This is a genomic window from Alkalicoccus daliensis (assembly GCF_900103955.1).
GTDB classification, from domain to species: Bacteria; Bacillota; Bacilli; order Bacillales; family Salisediminibacteriaceae; genus Alkalicoccus; species Alkalicoccus daliensis.
Window position 1 is genome coordinate 48,795 of record NZ_FNIL01000016.1, and the last position, 19,446, is coordinate 68,240.

Sequence of the window (19,446 nt, forward strand, 5' to 3'; positions counted from 1 at the left end):
AGTGATACTTTTACTGACTTTAAACATAACAGGAGGAATTTCAAATGAAAAGAGCAGTCTTACTACTTTCCCTGAGCACCGTCTTCGCGCTGGGTGCCTGTGGAAATAATACAGATCATAATGAAAATAATACTGCAAACCCTGACAATGTACTGAATGATAACGCTCCTGAAGCAGATGAAGACAATATGGAAGATGTAAACGCCGATGATGCTACACAGGATACAAGCAATATGGAAGAAAACAATGGGAATCTGAATGATGGAGCAGAAGAAGATGGAAATAGTAATATTGATGGAAGCGGAAATGCAGAAGAAAGCGAAGTCGACAACGAAATGCATACTGATGATAATGAAGGGCAGAACAATAACGTAGAAGGCGTAGAAGAGGAAGAAGTAGAAAATGAAGAAAATACAGATGAAGAATAAAGAAAGCACCCGGAGGATTTTTCCGGGTGCTTTTTAAAGTATGTATGGCGACCCTGAAAGGATTCGAACCTTCGACCTGCCGCTTAGGAGGCGGCTGCTCTATCCTGCTGAGCTACAGGGTCCTGAGAGAAGGAGAAGTATTTCTTCTCCCTATTTAATTAATGCAAACTGACGCAGTGCTTTCACAATCCCATCGTCATTAACATGCGCTGTTTCAATCGCTGCCGCTGCTTTTGCCTGCGGTACGGCATTTCCCATGGCTACACTGTTTTCTGTAAAAGAAAGCATTTCTACATCATTCGGCCCGTCTCCGAACACATATACATCTTCTTTTTTCATCCCCAGTTTATTCATGATAATTTCAATCCCGATAGCTTTTGAACCTCCCGCGGGCAGAACATCTGTAGAGACTTCATGCCAGCGGATAAAATCAAACTCCGGAAATTCTTTTTCATAGGGGACTTCCTCTCCATCGGTACAAAAAAGAAGTGTTTGATAAATATTCCGATCCTCCAGGTAAGTTTCATCTAATTCCGGATGGTCAAATTTTAAGGAGCCTAGACTTTCTTCTATGTGAGGATGGTGCGGAACGTTTGCTTTCATATCCAGATGATCCAGATAAACAACTGGATGATCGTTTTCTGCTGCAAATGCGGTAAACCGCTTGAGTTCTTCCGGATTTAAAGACTGCTTATGTACCGCTTCGCCTTCAAACTCTACGTAAGAGCCATTAAAGCTCACAAATGAATTAATCTTGAGTCTTTCCTGCAGTTTGGAAAACATAAACGGCGCCCGTCCGGTAGCAATCACTACATAGTGTCCTGCTTCTTTTAATTCTGCCACGGCAGCTTCTGTTGAAGCGGGAAGGTGTTTTTCTTCATCCAGTAAGGTTCCATCAATATCAAAGAAAATAAGCTTGCGTCCTGACATCCTGACTACCCCTCTCTTTTTTCAGCTCCCCCTATTATAATTGAAATAGAAAGCATCGTACAGCGTATCAAACCAATGATTTTGCAGGAAGCGCTTACAGTTCTTGGTCATGGAGAGAAAAGCATTGTAGATTTCCTGCCAGTTGTTATAATAGAAGTTATCAGAATTTTTGCTTCTTAAGGAGGGTGTTTTGCAGTGCCGATCAATGTACCGAAGAACCTACCGGCTAAGGATATTTTAGAAACAGAAAATATTTTCGTAATGGAAGATGAACGAGCTACACTGCAGGATATCCGGCCGTTAAATATAGTTATATTGAATTTGATGCCAGAGAAAGAGAAAACAGAAGCACATTTACTGCGCCTTCTTGGTAACTCACCGCTTCAGGTAAACATTACTTTTTTACGTACGGTTACGTATGAACCTAAAAATGTAAGCAAATCCCATCTGGAAGCATTTTATAAAGACTTTGAAAGTATTAAACACCATAAATTTGATGGAATGATTGTTACCGGGGCACCTATCGAACATTTAACTTTTGAAGATGTGCTCTACTGGAAAGAAATCACGGAAATTATGGACTGGGCGGAGGAAAACGTCACTTCCAGCCTTCATATCTGCTGGGGCGCACAGGCAGCACTCTATCACTTGTATGGCATAGACAAAGTACCTCTCGAAGAAAAATGCTCGGGTATTTTCCGTCACCGTATCGATCCGATCATGAAAAAAATTGAGCTGCTGCGCGGCTTTGACGATGAATTTATTGCTCCTCACTCCAGACATACGAATATAGCGATCGATGTTTCTGAAGAGCACGATGAACTGCTGCTTTTGGCTGCTTCTAAAGAAGCCGGACCGTTCCTGCTGATGTCAAAAGACGGAAAACATGTTATGGCGACAGGACATCTCGAATACGATACTGTTACATTGAAAGAAGAGTATGAACGCGATCTGGACCGTGGATTAAGTGTGCAGATTCCAGCACATTATTTTCCTAATAATGATCCTACTGAAGCACCAATGAACCGGTGGCGCTCTCATGCCCATCTTTTATTTTCCAACTGGCTGAACTATTATGTGTACCAGCAGACTCCTTATGAATGGAGATAGAAAGTGCAGGAAAAGTTTTATGGAAAGACTGCCTTGAAAATAAAAATTTCGCTAAAAAAAGTAATCATACTGTTTCACTTACGGAGAGGTTTACCCAAGGGCTTGTTCTCGACTAATTTCTCTCACAGGGCACGGCTTCCATCGATCCACAGGCAGCAGGGCAGAGACCGCCATGCTGTCTTGAAGAACCAGGATCGATTCCGCTCGTGCTTCGTGACCTTCCAGAAGGACACTTGGATTCTCCAACTGCGCTGGTGCGTCCTCTCCTTCGTTACACAGCAGTATTAATATTTATACTTCATAGTGCAAAAAATTTGCATGAGTGTCTCTGTTAAATTTCCTGATTGGTAATGGCAGAAAACTCCGCCTCCAACTCGGCAGGCGAAATTAAAGGAACTGCAGGCGTGCCTTTCTTATTAAAAAGTCATGGGAGATTCGAGCGTTTCCCATGACTTTTTTTGTGTTTCTCATTTTATATAGATGTTGTATTTGTTTGCTCCTTTCTTTCCGGGGGTATAGATAAGATATTCTAATTTAAAGGGGGGCTTCAATTGGCGGATTTACCAGAAAATAGAACGATGATGCAATTTTTTGAATGGCACCTCCCGAACGACGGCGAACATTGGAAGCGTCTTGCAGAGAGAGCAGAGGAACTGAAAAGCAAGGGCTTTGATTCTATATGGATTCCTCCCGCAGCAAAAGCCATTTCACAGGATGATAATGGTTATGCTACATATGACGTTTACGACTTAGGGGAATTTGATCAAAAGGACACCGTCCGCACCAAATATGGTACAAAAGAAGAGCTTCTTGAAGCTGTGGAAGCATGCCATGAACATGGTCTGCAGGTATATGCGGACGTTGTAATGAATCATAAGGCCGGAGCCGATGAGACAGAAACATTCGAAGTAATAAAAGTAGACCCTGATAATAGAGAAGAAGAAATTTCCGAACCTTTCGAAATTGAGGGATGGACTTATTTTAATTTTCCTGGAAGAGACGGAAAACACTCAGATTTTGTATGGCATCACCACCATTTTAATGGTACAGATTATGATGCTGCAAATGATGAAGAAGGGATTTTCCGTATTCTCGGGGATCATAAAGAATTTACTGATCACGTAGTAGATGAATTTGGGAATTATGATTTTCTTATGTTCGCCAATATTGATTATCAGCATCCCGAAGTAAAAGAGGAAATGATTCACTGGGCCAGCTGGTTTGCAGAGGAAACCGGGGTGGACGGTTTTCGGCTGGATGCAATTAAGCACATTAACCATCTTTTCATTGCTGACTTTATAGGAGCGGTAAAAGAGGCCCACGGAGATGATTTTTACATTGTAGGGGAGTTCTGGCAGCCGGAGCTGGAGATAATCGAAACTTTCCTTGAGTATGTTGACTATGGAATGAACCTGTTTGATGTTACTCTCCATTATAAATTTTTTGAAGCTTCAAATCAGGGCCCTGACTTTGATTTAACAACGATTTTTGAAGATACACTTGTAGGCACTCATCCGCTGCAGGCAGTAACTTTCGTAGATAACCATGATTCCCAGCCGAACGAATCTCTGGAATCCTGGGTGGATGACTGGTTTAAACCACTGGCTTATGCCCTGATTCTGCTCCGAGAAGATGGCTATCCCTGCGTATTTTACGGTGATTATTATGGGATTGATGGCGAAGCGCCCCAGGACGGAAAGCAGGAAATGCTGGACCCGCTGCTGCATGCAAGATCTCATTTCAGCTACGGACCGCAGGAGGACTATTTTGATCATCCTAATACGATTGGCTGGGTGCGGTTCGGAGAAGAAGAAAAACCAAATTCCGGCTGTGCGGTTATTATGTCCAACGGCGAGCCTGGTGCCAAGGTGATGCATGTAGGAGAACACAGAGCCGGGGAAACATGGCATGATATGACGGGTACGATGGACAATAAGATCACGATCGGGGACGATGGAAATGCAGAATTCCCTGTCGAAGGTGGAAGTGTTTCTGTGTACGTGCAGGAAACTGAGTAAACATAAGCTTCTTTACATGTGAGGACACCTTTCTTTCTTCCCATAAAAAATGCCTTTCTGACCAGCTGGCACACAGCTGAAAAGAAAGGCATTATATATTTCTAATAATTCGGCTCTGTTAAAGTCTAATGTTGACATAAGAATATTACGCTTGCGGCTCCTTTTTCTGCGCTTGCCGCGGAGAAATCTTTCAGCTATCCCTCCCTTTCGTCCGGGATGATCTTCACGCTTTCTTTTTCCGCAGGCGTCTTGAAAATCGCCTTGTCTCCGTTTTGTTGATAGAAAAGCTTGTAATAGAAACAATCTTTTTCTTTTGTTTCGCAAAGGAAAGAACGAAGCGGAAACCGGCGGACGCCTGTGTAGAGAGTGAGCATTGCTCCGCTCGACCAGCAGTCATCTTCACCAAGAGCGTGAAGCTGACTTTAAGATCATTTGGTCGGCTGCGCAAATGCTTCCGGCGGTGAAAGTGCACAAAACCTCTGGAAGAACGAGCTGGGAAGATCCCGCAGTGCAGCGAGGAAGCTGAGGAGCTCGTCCACGGCAGGTCAGTTGCAGCGAAGTTTTCTCTTATCAACAGTGAGCATTAACAGAGCTAATAACTTTAAGCTTTCGCTTTTGCAAAACAGGCATTATATAAGCTCGTTACTGCAAGGTCCGCTTCGGATGCATTTACGCCGAACATCATGCTCACCTCGGAGGATCCCTGGTTGATCATCTTAATATTTACTCCTGCTTCTGCGAGGGCAGTAGTCGCTTTCGCTGCTACCCCTACTGTTTTTGCCATTCCTTCTCCTACGACCATCACCATTGCAAGCTCCCGCTCCACATGAACTTCTTCTACATCCAGTTCCTTTTGAATCCGCTCCAGAATTTTCTTTTCTGCTTCTTCGTTTAAATATTCTTCGCGCACAATTATAGACATATTGTCTATTCCAGAAGGTGTATGTTCAAAGGAGATTCCTTCTTCTGCAAGAATATGCAGCAGATGCCTGCCGAAGCCCACTTCTTTATTCATTAAATACTTTCGTACATTGATAGAAATAAACCCTTTATCACTGGCAATGCCGATCACAGGAAGCCCACGCTGTTCTCTCTCATCCACGATATACGTTCCGGCTGCCTGCGGGTGGTTGGTATTTTTAATGCATACAGGGATTTTTTTCTTTACTACGGGATGAAGTGCTTCATCATGAAAGACCGAAAAACCTGCGTAAGCAAGCTCCCGCATCTCCCGGTAAGTAAGTTCTTCCATCTCGTGCGGTTTTTCCACTAAAGAAGGATTTACTGAATAAATAGAATCTACATCAGTAAAGTTTTCATACAGGTCCACTTCTGCTCCTGCCCCGATAATTGAACCCGTAATATCTGATCCACCGCGGGGGAAGGTTACAATATGTCCTGTTTTTGATACACCGAAAAAGCCTGGTATAACCAACCTGCCGGACCGCTCCCGCAGCTTGGCAATTTTCTCGTAGGATTCCGGCAGAATTCTGGCATTGCCGGGATCATCCGTCACAACCATGCCTGCTTCCTCCGGAGACACGTAATAAGCCTCTTCGCCTAGCTGCTGCAGATATGCCGCCATCAGTTTGGCATTTTCATTTTCCCCGCTTGCCATTAACGCATCATACAATCTTGGGTGATCCTCCTGATACGTTTCAATTAATGAAATAAGCTGTGCTTTAAGCTCTGCAAGCAGCTGTGAGGGTAAAGAAAGGCTTTCCACGATAGCTGTATAGCGTTCTATTACCTGCTGGAGCTCTGCATCATAGTCTTTCTTTTCTGCAGCAGCATCCGCTAAATGAATAAGTAAGTCTGTGGTTTTAATATCTTCGGCAAATCGTTTTCCTGGTGCTGATACGACAATAAGACGGCGCGCTTCTTCCTCGCGGATAATTGCGGCCACCTTTTCAAACTGTTTTCCGTCTGCGACAGAACTTCCGCCAAACTTTACAACTTTCACCATGAAAACGCCCCTTCTTGTGTATTCTCTTGAAGTACAAATGCTCTCTCTAAAAACACATAACGATAGTATACTAAAATTTCCGCTTCCAGACAATACCTGACAGCTTTCTCCCGGATTGCTCAAAAAAAACGCCCGGGAGAGTCCCGGGCGTTCGCTTAATAATTATTGTTCGATTGTTACATCACGTAACTGATAGATACCGTTTGGATGCTTCCAGAAGCCTTCTACTTCATCACGTACACCTACAAGGTAGTCTGTGTGGTAAAGGTAAAGCATTGGAGCTTCTTCTACAAGAATTTCCATTGCCTGCTCGTAAAGGTCCTCACGAGTAGCTTCATCCGGCTCGCGGCGAGCTTCGTCAAGGATTTCATCAAGCTCTGCGTTGTCCATGAATGAACGGTTACCAGCAGCACCCTGCTGTTCAGAATGGAACAGTGCATACATACCGTAGTCAGCATCTGCTGTTACAGTAACCCAGCCAAGGATGAACATGTCATGCTCACCAGCAGCAGTGTTGTCTAAGTAAGCACCCCACTCAAGAACTTCGATCTCAGCGTTAACGCCGATTACAGAAAGCTGTGCCTGAACAAGTTCTGCAACTGCAATACGCTCGTCGCTGTCATTTGTCCAGATAGTAGTATCAAATCCGTCTTCATAGCCTGCTTCAGCAAGAAGCTCCTGCGCACGTTCCGGATCATAATCTAATGCATCAATTTCGTCAGAGAAACCAAATACCTGCTCCCCGATTGGACCAACTGCAGGTGTTGCAGCTCCTTCATATACACCTTCAATCAGGTCATCTTTATTGATTGCCATAGACAATGCCTGGCGGACCTGCTGATCATCAAGCGGTTCTTTCTGCATGTTAAAACCGATATAAGCAAGGCTTAAGCTTTCCTGCTCATACATATGGATGCCATCTGTTTCTTCGATTCGTGAAGTATCACTTGGGCTTACAGGATAAATAATATCTGCAGCGCCTGTTTCAAGCTCACCAATACGCGTCAGGCCTTCAGGAGACACGCGGAATGTTACCTGCTCTACTCCTGCAGTATCGCCCCAATAGTCATCATTGCGGGAAAGTACGATTTCCGTACCCGGGCTCCACTCTTCAAACTGGAAGAAGCTTGTACCGATTGGATTTTCATTCAGATAATCCCCAGGCTGTCCTCCGTCTTCCATTGCTGCGTAGTCTTCTTCAATAACTTCCGCACTCATAATGGATCCACCAGTATGTGCAAGGTGTGATGGGAATGGTGCAAATGGGTATTCAGTGTGGAATTCTACAGTGTAGTCGTCCACTACTACTACTTCTTCTACCATTTCATATAGAAAAGCACGCTCAGAAGCTACATCTTCATCAAGCACGCGGTCAAAAGTAGCCTTTACATCATCTGCAGTAAAGTCTGATCCGTCATGGAATGTTACGTCCTCACGAAGCTGGACTGTCCATACGTTATCTTCTGTTGCTTCCCACTCTGTAGCAAGAAGCGGCTCTAATTCTGCTTCTTCATTTTGTGAAATAAGTGTTTCAAAAATATTGTGCTGTACAGCACTGGAAGGAACATCATTTGAACCGTGCGGGTCTAGAGAGTTTGCGTCAGAAAGAGTGGCAATTACAAGGTTGCTTGGATCCGCGTCTTCATCTGAAGCTTCTCCGCCTTCACCTTCGTTATTTGTATTGGTGTTATCAGCGTTACCATCGTTTACTTCTGCATTGTTGTCATTCGCCGGTGCATTATCTCCGCCGCCGTTATTGTCCGGCTCGCTTGCACACGCAGTGAAAGTCAACGCAACTGCTGCTGAAATAACAGCTGCTTTCAGTGACTTGCTTCTTAACATAATGTTTCCCCCTTGATTTCATAATTTTACAAACTTGTTCCATACCAATTTACAATAGTCGGGAAAAAAAGACAAGCAATATTTAGAATATTAATTTAATGTATAATTATTAGTTCAATATAATTTCATTAGCCCTTTACAGCACTGCAGTTTTTGTGCACTGAATCACGAGGATGTCAGTGTTTCTGACAAGGATTTTACTAAGATATGGAATAGATCCTGTTTCTTGTTTCATTATATTGTGAAAATATTCGCCTTTTTGTAAATTAGGACTTGTGAAAAAGTGTGGGGATGATATAATTTTTTCGTATCGTCCGTTAAATTTCCTTTATATAAGGATATATCTGGAAGAAGATTCTAGGTTTTATACCAATATAAATATGAAAGAGAGGTTTAATTACATGTCAGAAACGACGGCTAACGTTTCCAAGGAAGAAAAGAAACGTATTAATCCGCAGATTGAAAGTTTGAAAAACGTTTGGCGTAAACTTAAAACAAACTACCTTGCAATGGCAGGCGGCATATTAATTATCTTATTCATAATTACCGCTATCGTAGGCCCATGGCTTACCACCCTCGATCCAAATATGCCGAATGTACAGGCACGGCTGCAGGGGCCTTCCAGTGAGTTCTGGTTTGGAACAGATCACCACGGGCGCGATATATTTACCCGGATTGTTCACGGTATGTCTATTACCCTTTACATAGGATTCTTTTCAGTAGCTATTGGTATGGTTTTAGGTGTAGTTTTAGGGATTGTTGCTGGCTATTACGGCAGACGCATTGATGCAGTAATTATGCGTATTATGGATGTACTTCTCGCTTTCCCTGGTATCCTGCTTGCACTGGGTATCGTAGCGGTATTAGGCGGAAGCATTAACAATGTAATCATAGCGATTTCGATTTTCTCGATTCCTGTGTTTGCACGTATTGTAAGGGGTTCCACTCTATCCGTACGTAAACTGGAATATGTAGATGCAGTCAGAGCACTCGGTGCTTCTGATTTCAGAATTATTTTTCTTCATATTCTTCCAAATATTTTGTCTCCGATCATTGTACAGGCCACGTTGCACATTGCGACAGCGGTCCTTACTGCTACCGGTCTTTCCTTCCTGGGCTTAGGAGCGCAGCCTCCGACTCCCGAATGGGGTGCAATGCTTGCATCAGGACGAAACTATATGTGGGATCACCCTCATATCGCGCTTTTCCCAGGGCTTGCTATCGTTCTCGTAGTACTTGCCTTTAATCTGTTCGGCGATGGCGTGCGTGACACACTTGATCCTAAAATTAAATCCTAACAGTGAGAGAGGTGAAGCTTTTTGTTTATTTATACACTTAAACGATTACTGCAGACAATCCCTGTACTTATCGGGGTAACACTCGTAGTATTCTTAATGATGCATTTAATTCCCGGAGACCCGGCACAGATTATGGCCGGCGAACGCGCAAGTGAAGAGCAGATCGAACTGACTCGCGACCGTCTCGGCCTGAATGATCCACTTCCGGTGCAGTACGCAACCTTTGTAGGGAATGCAATTCAGGGAGACTTGGGCAACTCTATCCGTAATGGGCGCGCAGTTACTACAGAAATCGGGACACGCTTCTGGGTTACCGTGGAGCTCGCTTTTTACAGTACGTTATTAAGTATTTTTATGGGTCTGATGGCGGGGATCATTTCCGCAACGAGACGTAACTCTCCAGTAGATATGTTCATTATGGTATTTGCATTGTTCGGTTTATCCATGCCCAATTTCTGGCTTGGACTGATGCTGATCCAGTATTTCGCATTAAATATAGACTGGCTGCCGGTTTCCGGCTGGGGCTCGCCGCAGGCACTTATCCTGCCGGTTATCACGCTTGGAACAGCCGGTGCTGCAATCATTGCAAGAATGACACGCTCCAGCATGCTGGAAGTTATTCATCAGGATTATATCCGTACAGCGCGGGCGAAAGGTGTAAAAGAACGTTACGTAATATACAAGCACGCACTTCGTAATGCGTTGATCCCTGTTGTTACTGTAGTCGGGCTCCAATTCGGCGCACTTCTGGGCGGAGCAGTTCTGACAGAAACTGTTTTTGCAATTAACGGTCTCGGACGTCTCGTGGTAGATGCGATCGGCCAGCGGGATTTCCCGATTGTACAAGGCTCTGTATTGGTTCTTGCACTTCTGTTTGTACTTGTTAACTTCCTGGTAGACATTTCGTATCGATTCCTGAACAAGCGAATCGAACTTGACTGATATTTCATCCCGACATAGAAAGGTGGGAAATTTTTTGGATAATACAAATACGATTATTAAAGTAGATAATCTGCAGACATCGTTTTTTACACATAGAGGCGAAGTAAAAGCTGTGGATGGCGTACACTTTGATGTGCCTGCCGGTAAAACGCTCGGGATTGTAGGGGAATCAGGTTCCGGAAAAAGTATCACTTCCCTATCCATTATGAGACTGATTGAATCCCCGGGACGTATTAAAGGCGGTAACATTACGTTTAATGGAGAGGATCTGCTTGCAAAAACGGAAGCAGAAATGCGCAGCATCCGCGGCAACAAAATTTCTATGATTTTCCAGGAGCCGATGACGTCGCTTAACCCGGTATATACCATCGGCGATCAAATTGCGGAAGCCTACCAGATTCACCAGGGACTTTCGAAAAAAGAGGCACTCCAGAAATCGCTTGGTATGCTTGAGCTTGTTGGTATACCTTCTCCCAAAGCCCGTTTGAAAGCATATCCACATGAGCTTTCCGGCGGTATGCGCCAGCGGGCCATGATTGCGATCGCCCTTGCCTGCAACCCGCAGCTGCTGATTGCTGATGAGCCGACGACTGCACTGGATGTAACGATTCAGGCACAGATTCTCCGTTTAATCAGCGGGCTGCAGAAAGAGCTGGGCATGTCTATGCTGCTTATCACACACGACCTTGGAGTTGTTGCAGAAACGTGTGACTATGTAGCTGTTATGTATGCTGGTAAAATTGTAGAATATGCTGACGTAACCACTTTATTTAAACAACCGAAACACCCCTATACTGTAGGACTGCTCAAGTCCCTTCCCCGTCATGATATTGACCAGGATGAACTGCAGGTAATTAAGGGAATGGTTCCGAGCCCGGATGACCTTCCCGAAGGCTGCCGCTTCGCACCGCGCTGTCCTTTTGCAAGAGAAATGTGCGTAAACAGCCTTCCCGATCTGCGGGATCAGGAAGAAGGAAATCAAGTCCGCTGCTGGATTCATACAGACGAGTGGGACGGCCCGGAGGTGAATGTTAAAGATGACTACGACTACGGATACAGAACTGTTGAAGGTACAGAATCTTAAGCAGTATTTCCCAATTAAAGGCGGTGTATTCGGCCGCAAGGTAAATGATGTAAAAGCGGTGGACGACATCTCTTTTGAAGTAAAAGCTGGAGAAACATTAAGTATTGTGGGAGAGTCCGGCTGCGGAAAATCCACAACCGGACGGGCAATTTTACGGCTGGATGAGCCGACTGCAGGTCAGGTGGAGTTCGGAGGAAAGGACCTGCTTGCTTTAAGCAAAAAAGAAATGCGCAAAATGCGCAAAAATCTGCAGATTATTTTCCAGGATCCCTATGCTTCCATCAACCCCCGTCAGACGGTGCGCCAGATTCTGAGCGAAGCGATGCAGATTCAGGATGTGCTTCCGAAAGACAAGCGGGAAGAGCGCATTAAAGAACTGATGAAAACAGTAGGTCTTGGGGAACACCAAATCGACCGTTTTCCGCACGAATTCAGCGGCGGGCAGCGCCAGCGTATCGGTATCGCCCGGGCACTCTCTGTAGACCCGCAGATGATCATCTGTGATGAATCAGTTTCTGCACTGGACGTATCTATTCAGGCTCAGGTTTTGAACCTGCTGAAAAAGCTGCAGCGCGAGCTTGATCTTACCTATCTGTTTATTTCCCATGATCTTGGGGTGGTAAGACATATTTCCGACCGTGTACTCGTGATGTACCTGGGGAAAATTGTAGAAATTGCTGACAAAAAATCTCTATTTGATAACCCGAAGCATCCGTACACAAAAACGCTGTTATCAGCGATTCCTGTACCGGATCCAACAGTGGAAAAAGAGCAGATCATTCTTAAAGGTGATGTTCCTTCTCCTATTGATCCGCCGACCGGGTGCCGTTTCCATACGCGCTGTCCGTTTGCGACAGATAAGTGTATACAGGAAACGCCGGAGCTTCGTAATAACGGTGATTTGATGAAAGACGGCCACCGTGCTGCCTGTCATTACATTGAAGAAATTGAATCCGGTGAAATGCAGCCGAATTATTAATATCACGGAAAAAGAGGCTGGACAAAAGCTTTTTATTATATGAAAAAACCGAACTATCTTTTGAAACTCTTTTCGGAGTTTCTTGATAGTTCGGTTTTTTGTTTTCGCAGTGTTTGCAGACATCTTATTATTCAGCTTTATAAATAGTGAATATAGTTCTCTCCCTGCCTCTTTTTGCAGTTCAACTATAAATGAAAACAGGAAAGTTCATATTGCTTACTTGTGGCGAATGCTTGCTCTCGACTAATCCTCTCAGCAGCCGAGCTTTTATTATCTATGGTACAGAGATTTTTTCTGCATAAACGACTACTTTGAAAATAAAACTTTCATTTAAAATCATTCTATTAAACTATCTTATTGATCATGATTTAAACGCTGCTTTCACTAGGCAGGTTTGCCGTGGTTTAAGCTGAGGCTGATTCACAAAAACGTTTCTGCTGTTTTTTCTGCCTGCAGTTTTGCTGCTTCCAGCCGTTTTACGGCTTCCTCTGGATAAGTGCTCGTTCCTTCTACATAAATATGCTCATACTGCTTTACCCCTACCAGCTTAAAAATCGTACGCAGGTAGCTGTCTCCATGTTCAAATGCAGCAAGCTTGCCCTCCGAATAAATGCCGCCTCTCGATTGAAGGTGGAGCACTCTTGTATCCTGAAGCAGTCCTTCGATCCCTTTTTCACCGAACCGAAATGTTTTCCCGGGCAGGATAAGGTGGTCGATATAAGCTTTTACCGGGGATGGCACTCCCATATTCCAAAGCGGTGTTACAAACACTACCTGTTTATATTTTAAAAATTGTTCCACATAGGTGTTTGTCACTTCTGCATCGCTCTGCTTTTCCCAGGCAGCAAGCGCATCTCCTTCCAGCGGCGGAATCTGTTCAGCAAATAAATCCAGCTTCGTTACTTTTGAAGACGGGTGCAGCTTCTGGTAATGCTTCAGAAAATGTTCTCCCAGCTGCAGACCGTATGATTCCCCCATTTGTTTCGGGTTTGCTGTAATATATAAAAGACTCAACGGGTTCACCTACTTATCAAGAATTTTCTTTGCATGGTAGAGCCGCTGCATGGCGGCAATTAATTCCACTGCCAGAAAGAGCAGCGTGAAAAACAATAAATAGTTTACAAAAATAATCATCAGCGAAAGCAGAATAAATCCTTCCGTTCTTTCTGCAATTGCCGGCTGGTAGTAAAAAGATTTTTCCGAGTTTTCATCTGCCACCGCTCCTACTGTAAGAAATATAGTCACAGTATAAAGGATAGATACTACGAGCAGCAGCATGACCCACATCAGGTCCGGAAAGCGGAAAGCGAGTCCCACAATGATGCCTGCTTCCACCAGCCGGTCAAAGCTCACGTCCAGCACGGTTCCAAACTTTGTAGAAGTGGTTTTCCGGGCCATTGTTCCATCGACGGCATCCAGATACCCGGAAAACCATAATAATGCAAGGGCCAGCCAGGAATAGCCTAAATACACCGCGCCCCCCGCTGATATGCCGACAAGAAAGCCTATGATGGTTACCTGGTTAGCGGTCAACCCTATTTTCAATGCTGCATCCGCACTTTTATTAAGAAGCGGCTGCACAGTATGGCGGGCTTTCGTATCAATCATCAGCAGCACTTCCCTTTTGTTGAACTGCAATCGAAACCTGCTGTCCTTCCTCCCGGACTTCGTCTGAGCGGACAACAACGGATTGTTCCAGCTCCGGAATCTTAATCCTGTAAAATGTATAGCCATATGCAAATAATGGGTGTTCAATTATTCCCTGATACGTTCCTGCTTGAGACCCGCTGATGGATAAAGAAGACGCTGTATAAAATTCCCCGTCCAAATGCAGTCCATCACTCATAAAATCAGCAACGTCTTTATTCAACGGCTGTTCATACACTTCCCTGGGTTCTCCTTCCTGCTGCAGCTTTCCATCTTTCATGACAATCAGCCGGTCACTCATGACAGCTGCCTCTTCCCGGTCGTGCGTAACAAATAAGGCTGTGACGCCCTCCTGCTTCAAAAAATCACGCACCCAGATGCGCAGAGAATGACGCAGATGAGCGTCAAGGCTGCTGAAAGGCTCATCAAGCAATAAAAGTGACGGCTGCAGCAGCAAGGCTCTGGCAAGAGAAACTCGCTGCTGCTGGCCACCTGAGAGCTGAGAAGGGTATCGGTCTTTCCATTCAAACATTTCAATTTTTTTAAGCATTTCTTCTGCCTGCCGGATTCGTTCTTTTCTGGATAGTTTTCGTTTCCCGTGTTTCATTCCGTAAATCGCATTCTGCAGTACAGTGAGATGCGGAAACAGAAGCGGCTCCTGAAACATCAGGACAACTGGTCTGTTTTCAGCTTTTATACGTGTCACTTCCCTGGAATCAATAAACAACTCTCCTTCGGTAAAAGCAGCAAGTCCTGCAATGCAGCGGAGCAGTGAGGTTTTTCCACATCCGGAGGGCCCAAGTATACTGACAATGTCTCCAGCTTTTACCGCTATATCAATATTGGAAAATATCACCTGGTCCTCGTATTTTTTAGCAGCTTGTCTCAGCTTCAGCATCTTTTCCCTCCTTTTTATAAACGGTGCAGCCATTGTTTATACAGATAGATACTACTTTCCATCAGGATTAAAAATAATATAGGGAGTGCAGCAAAGAGTACGGAAAAACCTGCCACTACTGCTTCATTTGCGCTGTTGAAAAATGGATAATACAGCAGAGGCAGTGTCGTTACCTGTCCGCCTCCGATAATTGCCGTAAGCACATACTGGCTCAGAGAAATAACAAATACGAGTATTCCCGCACTCCGTATACTCGGGAGCATCATAGGCAGCAGGACGATAAAAAATGCAGCTGCCTGCGAAGTTCCGATCGTCCGGCTCTGCTTGACCCAGTCCGGAGAAATTCTGTCAAAGCCTGCCTTCAGCACTCTTACAGCATAAGGGAGCGTTGGAAGCAGATGAATCAGGATAACTCCTGCTGTGTTATCTGCAATACCGAGGCGTATCATAACAAGATGCAGTCCCATGGCGATTGCCAGTACAGGCACCAGTATGGGAAGAAGCAGAATCGTTTCTATCAGTGTTTTTCCTCTTGGATTTCCGTGACTCAGTGCATAAGCGGCGGGAAGAGCAATGAGATAATTGAGAATAACGACCACAACGCCTATAAAGACTGTGGTGAACAGCGAGCGGTAGATCAGAGGGTCGTTAAATATTACTGTCCATGCCCGCAGATTTAAGGTGTGCGGTAAAATATCCGGCCAGTTCCACCCAAACGTAATGCTTTTAAAAAACAAAAACAGCACTGGAAAAATGAAGAGGAAAAAAAGCAGGCTGCTTAAGAGGATTTTTGTCCACTTTTTACGCATTGCTTTTCCCTCCCTTCATCCATTTCCTCCGGGAACGCTGCACAGCATACAGCAGGCAGAAGGAGAGCAGCACGGAAAAGAATGTCAGTACGATCATCATCGCCTGGGCAAGCGGCCTGTTGGACCAGCCGCCCTGATAAAACCATTCAAATGCAAGTACAGGAACCATCGCCGGATAGGTTACCCCGAGCAGCGCAGGGACCTCAAACGCACCTAATATAAATACAAAGAGAATGAGAAACACTTCTGCTGTTACCGGACCTGCCCAGGGCCACTCCACCGTGCGGAATAAAGTGAATCCTTTTGCCCCGAGACTCCTCCCGACCTCTTCCATGCGCCAGTCAATTTCCTGATATACAGGCAGAAGCATTAAGACGACAAAAGGTACTTCTTTCCATATATATGTAATAATCACCCCGAGATATAAGGGGTCGTTTACCAGCACCGGGAACGTGCCTGCTAAGGGCAGGCTCTCCAGCACTGCAGAAAACCAGCCGCTCGGCGAGAAAAAAAGCACAATAATATATGCAGCTACAAAATGCGGTATCAGCATAGGAAACCATGCAGCAAGCTTCCACTGATCTGTTCGAAACAGGCGGAATAATGTTCTGGTGATCCATAACCCAATGATTAATGAAAGCAGCGTGGAGACGAAAGCTACATATACGCTTATCTGCAGAGAAGACCAGAAAGTTCCCTGAGTAAACAGCTGTTCGTAATTTTCCAGAAAGTTGTCTCCCGCATGTAAGCTTTCACTGAATGCTCTGTAGAGACCCTGTCCTACAAAGAGAATCATAAATAGAAGCAGCGGCGCAAGCAGGAGAAAAGATCTAGCGCTGCTGAACAACTTCCTGCTCCCAGTTCTCCTGAATCCAGCTTATATAACGGGCATCAAGTTCAGGCAGAGCTTCCTCCTGCGGGACTACCTCTTCCCCGACCAGACTTTCAATCTCTTCCACTTCTTCTTCAGTCAGCTTGTTTAAATCGAGTATATGCCCTTCACCCCACATTGACGGATCCAGCTTTGCGATCTGCGCCTCCGGGGAAAGCATATAATTGATCGCTACTAACGCAGCTTCCGGCTCCTGGGTATTGAAAGCCATACTCAGGTAATGTGTACTGCTGATAGAACCGGAAGAAAGACCGACTGTCTGCGTGTCTTCCGGAAACGTTCCCTGTTCGATGAGACTTTCTGCACGATATTCATTGAATCCCAGCGTGGCACTCACTTCCCCGTTCGCAAATAACTGATCCTGCTGGGAAAGCGTCTCCGGATAAGTTTCTCCATTTCTCCACAGCGAAGGCTGAAGACTGCGGAGGATCTCCCACACTTCATCTCCATTTTCTTCGATCCATGCCTCATTAAACTCTGTCACTTCCTCCGGGTCCTCTGCTACGTGATGAATAATATGGCGTATAAACCCATTCCCCGTGTCATTGGAAACATTCGGATATGTAAATTCTCCCGGATTTTCTTCTGCCCAGTAGAATAACTCCTCTAACGTCTCCGGAGGATTTTCTTCATCTCTGAATTGAAAAGCGTACTGTACATTGCCCCAGGGGACTTCCATTTCGTCTACTTCAATCCCCATATCGTATTCAATATAAGGTGCTTCTGTATTTACTGCTTCTTCCATATTCGGAAGGATAGATGCAAAAGAGCCGTATAACAGTTCATTTTCTTTCGCATTTCTAAAATTCTCTCCGTTAATCCAAAGGATATCTGCTGCACCGTCCTGCTGCCCGGCTTCTTTCTCTGTCATCAGGCGCGATAAAAATTCCGGGGTGTCCATCGGATAGCGCTGAAAGCTGATATCATACTGCTCTTCCAACGCCGGTGCCACCACTTCGTCCATATAGGCATTGATCCCTTCATCACCGCCCCACATATAAATGCCTACTTCTTTGCCGGCAGCTTCTTCTACTATTTCTTCCCAGTCCCTCTCCTGCTGGGTTTCCACATCTGCTGTATTATTCTCCGCACAGCCCGCTGTCAAACTTGCTGCACCGAAAAGTAAAGGATACCATTTATTCATTCATTTCTTCCTTTCTCTGTTTAAAATAAAGTGGATAATGCAAAGCGCAGTTCGGATTAAAATTTTTCCTGCAGTTCGGACACTGATTTCCCGCAGTCAGGTATTCGTTAATCGTAAGTTCTGTTTTGCAGGCACCGCACAGAACAGCATACGCATTTCTTTGCTCTTCCGGCCATGGCTGAAATTGCTTCTTTGTCTGCTCCTGATGGCAATGCAGACAAGGATAGTACTCTTTACAGCAATAGCACTTTATTGCGATACGGTCTGTCTCGCTGTGGTAATGTACGCACCTGGTTTCATTATCAATTGCTCCAAACACTTTCACCTGCTTTGCGACCATTCCGCTTCTCCTCCCCCTGGCTAAAACTGCTATAATAAATAGAATCAACTATATTAGGAGTGACTTACATGGAACCTAAAACATGCAGACAATCAAAAGTAATTAAAACCGGACGGGTTTTCCCCCAGGACACAAACAATCATGATACGCTTTTCGGCGGCAAGCTGATGCGCGATATAGATGATGTAGCCTCTATTTCTGCTTCCCGCCACTGCCGCACAGAATGTGTCACTGCTTCTACAGATTCAGTGGACTTTCTTCACCCTATCCGCCAGACCGATTCTGTCTGCCTGGAATCTCATGTATCATCCACTGGTAAAAGCTCGATGGAAGTTTTCGTAAAGGTAATTGCTGAAGATCTGCTTACCGGTGACCGCAGGCTGGCAGCTACAAGCTTTCTTACCTTTGTAGCATTGGATGATGAAGGAAATAAAGCTGTGGTACCGGAAGTTATTCCTGAAACCGAAGAAGAAAAGTATCTTTTTAATAAAGCAGAGGCACGAATTGCTGTCCGAAAAGAAAGAAGACGGCACAGCAGGCAGCTTGCTGAAATACTTTCCGACTTAAAGCCGTGGGATCAGGGATTCTAGTTTGTATTCTACTATATATTGCCCACCAGCGTGTATTCTTTGCTTTTCCATCTAAAATCAGCCCGGAAAGCAGCTATCTATGCTTCCCGGGCTCAGGTATTTATTATAAGGTGCAGCTGCAGAAGGCCGACTGAAGGATTAAGAACGATTCTTATATCTTTCCAAGTATTTTTACTCGGAAGATATAGTAAGCATGCGAGAAACCAGCCAGTGTTTTGGCTGCGTGAAGCCATGCTCCTCTTTTAAGAAGGCCCTCCGGAACGCGTACCTTCGAAGAAGGAGATCTCCTCCACGGCAGGTCTGCTGCAGCGAAGTTTTAAATTATATACAATGAACATTAACTGAGACACTCACGCAATTTGTTTGCACCATGAAGCATGAAAATTAAGACTGCTGTGTAACGAAGGAGAGGACGCACGAGCGCAGTTGGAGAATCCAAGTGACCTTCTGGAAGGTCACGAAGCACGAGCGGAATCGATCCTGGTTCTTCAAGACAGCATGGCGGTCTCTGCCCTGCTGTCTGTGGATC

19 protein-coding genes and 1 tRNA gene are annotated in these 19,446 nt (G+C 44.9%); 8 read left to right on the forward strand and 12 right to left on the reverse strand.

Annotated elements, in window-relative coordinates:
• The first annotated feature begins 44 nt into the window (after positions 1-44).
• A complete protein-coding gene (locus BLP92_RS16535) occupies positions 45-428 on the forward strand; it encodes a hypothetical protein (protein WP_090844103.1) in 384 nt (127 codons plus the stop codon).
• Between the two features lie 45 nt (positions 429-473).
• Here the strand turns inward: BLP92_RS16535 and BLP92_RS16540 are convergent.
• Together BLP92_RS16540 and BLP92_RS16545 are read right to left on the reverse strand one after the other, a co-directional pair.
• Positions 474-550: transfer RNA gene (locus BLP92_RS16540), tRNA-Arg, on the reverse strand.
• A 28-nt stretch (positions 551-578) separates the two neighbouring features.
• Positions 579-1,358: a Cof-type HAD-IIB family hydrolase gene (locus tag BLP92_RS16545; protein ID WP_090844106.1), complete on the reverse strand. Its 780-nt coding sequence runs from the start codon at positions 1,356-1,358 to the stop codon at positions 579-581.
• A 195-nt stretch (positions 1,359-1,553) separates the two neighbouring features.
• Between BLP92_RS16545 and metA the strand changes: the two genes are divergently transcribed.
• The gene (gene metA, locus BLP92_RS16550) at positions 1,554-2,468 is read left to right on the forward strand and encodes a homoserine O-acetyltransferase MetA (protein WP_090844109.1); all 915 of its coding nucleotides are present in this window, start codon (positions 1,554-1,556) and stop codon (positions 2,466-2,468) included.
• Between the two features lie 578 nt (positions 2,469-3,046).
• Positions 3,047-4,486, forward strand: a complete 1,440-nt coding sequence (locus tag BLP92_RS16555) for an alpha-amylase (RefSeq protein WP_280138108.1) — start codon at positions 3,047-3,049, stop codon at positions 4,484-4,486.
• A gap of 601 nt (positions 4,487-5,087) precedes the next feature.
• Here BLP92_RS16555 and BLP92_RS16565 read toward each other — a convergent pair.
• Together BLP92_RS16565 and BLP92_RS16570 are read right to left on the reverse strand one after the other, a co-directional pair.
• A complete protein-coding gene (locus BLP92_RS16565; RefSeq protein ID WP_090844162.1) occupies positions 5,088-6,449 on the reverse strand; it encodes an aspartate kinase in 1,362 nt (453 codons plus the stop codon).
• A 165-nt stretch (positions 6,450-6,614) separates the two neighbouring features.
• A complete protein-coding gene (locus BLP92_RS16570) occupies positions 6,615-8,294 on the reverse strand; it encodes a glutathione ABC transporter substrate-binding protein (RefSeq protein WP_090844113.1) in 1,680 nt (559 codons plus the stop codon).
• Positions 8,295-8,695: 401 nt separating this feature from the next.
• Here BLP92_RS16570 and BLP92_RS16575 point away from each other — a divergent pair, with 401 nt between their 5' ends.
• From BLP92_RS16575 to BLP92_RS16590, 4 genes are read left to right on the forward strand one after another with little or no spacing between them, the layout of a single operon-like run.
• Positions 8,696-9,592, forward strand: a complete 897-nt coding sequence (locus BLP92_RS16575; RefSeq protein WP_090844116.1) for an ABC transporter permease — start codon at positions 8,696-8,698, stop codon at positions 9,590-9,592.
• Between the two features lie 21 nt (positions 9,593-9,613).
• Entirely contained in the window at positions 9,614-10,534 is a 921-nt protein-coding gene (gene nikB / locus BLP92_RS16580; protein ID WP_090844119.1) for a nickel ABC transporter permease, read from the forward strand.
• Between the two features lie 34 nt (positions 10,535-10,568).
• Positions 10,569-11,618, forward strand: a complete 1,050-nt coding sequence (locus BLP92_RS16585; RefSeq protein WP_090844122.1) for an ABC transporter ATP-binding protein — start codon at positions 10,569-10,571, stop codon at positions 11,616-11,618.
• Complete coding sequence (locus BLP92_RS16590; protein WP_090844125.1) at positions 11,572-12,597, forward strand: ABC transporter ATP-binding protein; 1,026 nt, start codon at positions 11,572-11,574, stop codon at positions 12,595-12,597. Before BLP92_RS16585 ends, BLP92_RS16590 begins: the two co-directional genes overlap by 47 nt.
• A gap of 420 nt (positions 12,598-13,017) precedes the next feature.
• Here BLP92_RS16590 and BLP92_RS16595 read toward each other — a convergent pair whose 3' ends face one another.
• Genes BLP92_RS16595 through BLP92_RS16625 form a run of 7 tightly spaced genes read right to left on the reverse strand, consistent with a single transcriptional unit; the run spans position 13,018 to position 18,327 of the window.
• Positions 13,018-13,611 carry an FMN-dependent NADH-azoreductase gene (locus tag BLP92_RS16595; RefSeq protein WP_090844128.1) on the reverse strand — a complete coding sequence of 198 codons (594 nt, stop codon included), beginning with the start codon at positions 13,609-13,611 and terminating at the stop codon, positions 13,018-13,020.
• A 9-nt stretch (positions 13,612-13,620) separates the two neighbouring features.
• A complete protein-coding gene (locus BLP92_RS16600) occupies positions 13,621-14,205 on the reverse strand; it encodes a CDP-alcohol phosphatidyltransferase family protein (protein WP_090844131.1) in 585 nt (194 codons plus the stop codon).
• Positions 14,198-15,142, reverse strand: a complete 945-nt coding sequence (locus tag BLP92_RS16605; protein WP_175444337.1) for an ABC transporter ATP-binding protein — start codon at positions 15,140-15,142, stop codon at positions 14,198-14,200. The genes BLP92_RS16600 and BLP92_RS16605 overlap by 8 nt, the downstream gene beginning before the upstream one ends.
• Positions 15,143-15,156: 14 nt before the next feature.
• On the reverse strand, positions 15,157-15,951 hold the full coding sequence (locus BLP92_RS16610; protein ID WP_090844137.1) for an ABC transporter permease: 795 nt from the start codon (positions 15,949-15,951) through the stop codon (positions 15,157-15,159).
• Complete coding sequence (locus tag BLP92_RS16615; protein WP_244516911.1) at positions 15,944-16,798, reverse strand: ABC transporter permease; 855 nt, start codon at positions 16,796-16,798, stop codon at positions 15,944-15,946. The genes BLP92_RS16610 and BLP92_RS16615 overlap by 8 nt, the downstream gene beginning before the upstream one ends.
• The gene (locus BLP92_RS16620) at positions 16,782-17,987 is read right to left on the reverse strand and encodes an ABC transporter substrate-binding protein (protein ID WP_090844140.1); all 1,206 of its coding nucleotides are present in this window, start codon (positions 17,985-17,987) and stop codon (positions 16,782-16,784) included. Before BLP92_RS16620 ends, BLP92_RS16615 begins: the two co-directional genes overlap by 17 nt.
• Positions 17,980-18,327 (reverse strand): CHY zinc finger protein, encoded by a 348-nt coding sequence (locus BLP92_RS16625; protein WP_090844143.1) that lies wholly within the window; start codon positions 18,325-18,327, stop codon positions 17,980-17,982. The genes BLP92_RS16620 and BLP92_RS16625 overlap by 8 nt, the downstream gene beginning before the upstream one ends.
• Positions 18,328-18,395: 68 nt before the next feature.
• Here BLP92_RS16625 and BLP92_RS16630 point away from each other — a divergent pair, with 68 nt between their 5' ends.
• On the forward strand, positions 18,396-18,917 hold the full coding sequence (locus tag BLP92_RS16630) for an acyl-CoA thioesterase (RefSeq protein ID WP_090844145.1): 522 nt from the start codon (positions 18,396-18,398) through the stop codon (positions 18,915-18,917).
• Between the two features lie 337 nt (positions 18,918-19,254).
• Here BLP92_RS16630 and BLP92_RS18145 read toward each other — a convergent pair.
• On the reverse strand, positions 19,255-19,446 hold a 192-nt coding region (locus tag BLP92_RS18145), incomplete at its 5' end, for a hypothetical protein (protein ID WP_210184582.1).

Bases quoted from the DNA above. Each gene is read 5' to 3' on its own strand.
- BLP92_RS16535 (WP_090844103.1), top strand. From the start codon at position 45: ATGAAAAGAGCAGTCTTACTACTTTCCCTGAGCACCGTCTTCGCGCTG.
- BLP92_RS16545 (WP_090844106.1), bottom strand. From the start codon at position 1,358: ATGTCAGGACGCAAGCTTATTTTCTTTGATATTGATGGAACCTTACTG.
- BLP92_RS16555 (WP_280138108.1), top strand. From the start codon at position 3,047: ATGATGCAATTTTTTGAATGGCACCTCCCGAACGACGGCGAACATTGG.
- BLP92_RS16570 (WP_090844113.1), bottom strand. From the start codon at position 8,294: ATGTTAAGAAGCAAGTCACTGAAAGCAGCTGTTATTTCAGCAGCAGTT.
- BLP92_RS16575 (WP_090844116.1), top strand. From the start codon at position 8,696: ATGTCAGAAACGACGGCTAACGTTTCCAAGGAAGAAAAGAAACGTATT.
- BLP92_RS16590 (WP_090844125.1), top strand. From the start codon at position 11,572: ATGACTACGACTACGGATACAGAACTGTTGAAGGTACAGAATCTTAAG.
- BLP92_RS16600 (WP_090844131.1), bottom strand. From the start codon at position 14,205: ATGATTGATACGAAAGCCCGCCATACTGTGCAGCCGCTTCTTAATAAA.
- BLP92_RS16605 (WP_175444337.1), bottom strand. From the start codon at position 15,142: ATGCTGAAGCTGAGACAAGCTGCTAAAAAATACGAGGACCAGGTGATA.
- BLP92_RS16610 (WP_090844137.1), bottom strand. From the start codon at position 15,951: ATGCGTAAAAAGTGGACAAAAATCCTCTTAAGCAGCCTGCTTTTTTTC.
- BLP92_RS16620 (WP_090844140.1), bottom strand. From the start codon at position 17,987: ATGAATAAATGGTATCCTTTACTTTTCGGTGCAGCAAGTTTGACAGCG.
- BLP92_RS16625 (WP_090844143.1), bottom strand. From the start codon at position 18,327: ATGGTCGCAAAGCAGGTGAAAGTGTTTGGAGCAATTGATAATGAAACC.
- BLP92_RS16630 (WP_090844145.1), top strand. From the start codon at position 18,396: ATGGAACCTAAAACATGCAGACAATCAAAAGTAATTAAAACCGGACGG.